Origin of the sequence: Vibrio sp. Vb1755, from assembly GCF_033338635.1 — a bacterium.
Taxonomy (GTDB): domain Bacteria; phylum Pseudomonadota; class Gammaproteobacteria; order Enterobacterales; family Vibrionaceae; genus Vibrio; species Vibrio alginolyticus.
In genome coordinates this window covers 1-1,678 of the sequence record NZ_JAWOTA010000087.1, presented here as the reverse complement: position 1 = coordinate 1,678, position 1,678 = coordinate 1, and the positions used below count along the sequence as shown (strand labels likewise).

The 1,678-nt window shown below is 44.8% G+C and carries 1 protein-coding gene; it reads right to left on the bottom strand.

Annotated elements, in window-relative coordinates; translation table 11 throughout:
• Window positions 1-1,625 (bottom strand): RNase E specificity factor CsrD (gene csrD, locus R7E00_RS22780; RefSeq protein WP_318124513.1); only part of this gene is annotated, 1,625 nt, incomplete at its 3' end.
• Window positions 1,626-1,678 lie beyond the last annotated feature (53 nt).

Here is a 1,678-nt window from a genome sequence, read left to right as displayed (position 1 = left end):
GCGACTGGTCGCATAAAGTCTAAGTGTCTTACAAATTGTGCTTCAACAAACTCAAAACTGAGACACTTTCTCTGCTCGCGTGACAACTGTAAGAGTTCATCACGAAACCACTTGAAGTATTCGCGACTCGAAAAAGGCGTCACATTTAGATTTAGAGCATAATTTTTAGAGCTGTCAAAATGCTCTTTAAAGTCTTTTAAGAACTTATGAAGTACAGCTCTATCCATTTGAGCTTCATAGCCCACTTGTCTGATAGCAGAGATAAACCGGGACGCTTTAACAATGCCATTTTCAGGATCCCGAATTCGACATGTTAACTCTTCGTGTAAGGCTTTTTTATGCGTCGCATCACTTATTGAGTGAACCGATTGTGCGTAGAGTATCACATTTTCTGATGTAAGTGCCGTATCAAATAACGTACGCCATCTCACACTTCCGCGCGCTTCTTCATCGTGGTTCCATTTCTTAAAACGGCTCCAGTTATTGTTGTTTTGTAGCTGCGCACTTCTGAGTGCCGTTTCCGCCTCATCAATAATTTGGCTGTGTCGCTCTCCCTCTTTGTACATAGTGATACCAATATGGCACCAGTTGTCGGGGTCGAGCGGATCTGGCGGCGTAAGTTTCTCTAGTTGACGAATACATTGTGAGGCCAAGTTGGCAACATCTTTGGCGCTTTGATGAGGTAAGAACAGTGCAAAATCGGCATCGTAATAACGAGAGAACACCACGTCTGGGTAACGCTGCACTAAATTGGATAACAAGCTGCCGACTTCAACAATAAACTCGTCGGTGATTTGCTTATCTTGCTCTTCTTCCACGAGCTTCCAATCTTGAATACGAATCAGCAAGACCGCGCCACGTGCGCCACTCTCTAAAAGAGCCGATTCCAGCTTGCTATCAAAGAGCACTCGATTGGCTGTTCCAGTGAGCTTATCGAGAAAAGTTTGAGTGCGGATAAAGGTATCAAAGCGGCTGCGCTCCTGACGCGCATCCTGTAATTCTTCGATCAACACATCGAGTGCTTCACTCGCGGTGTAAGGCCACTCTTTTTTATCTCCCTTGGCGTATTGCTCAACTCGCCCCGCCAAGATCATTCTTCCTCGCTCTTCCAGCATTTCTGAACCAGCAAGCTGCTCTTTTAGCCACGCAACACCGCGCATCAAACAAAAGATGATCAAAATAACGGCGAGAGTGATCGACCACAACGCCTGCATGGAGTAGCTGTAACCTAAGTAAGGAGGGATAGCTTTAAAGCGGATGACATAGTCTTGATTGTGAGTTAGCTGGTACTCAGTTTCAAACAAGGCCGACGCTTCTATTTGATGCGAAGTGTCTTTGAACCGATAAACGACGGCGTTGTTTGTCGAGAGCGTCATTTCAACGATGTTGCTTGCTTGCAACATTTTGGGCATCCAACGCTGCATAGAATAAGCTGCATCAGGATCTTCCATCTCTTTATCAACAACCTCGACAATCCCTTCCAAGTAGTGGGTAAGATATTCTTGCCCAAGTCGTTTGAAAGAGAGGGTGCCGCCGACAAACAAGATAAACATTGCGCATATAACGATCATGGTGACAAAAGCCACCAGCCGCGTGCTTAGCTTAAGAGTTGGGGTATACCTCATGAATACCAAATTCCTTTTTTATTCATCATATACCTTATTGAAATATTTATACT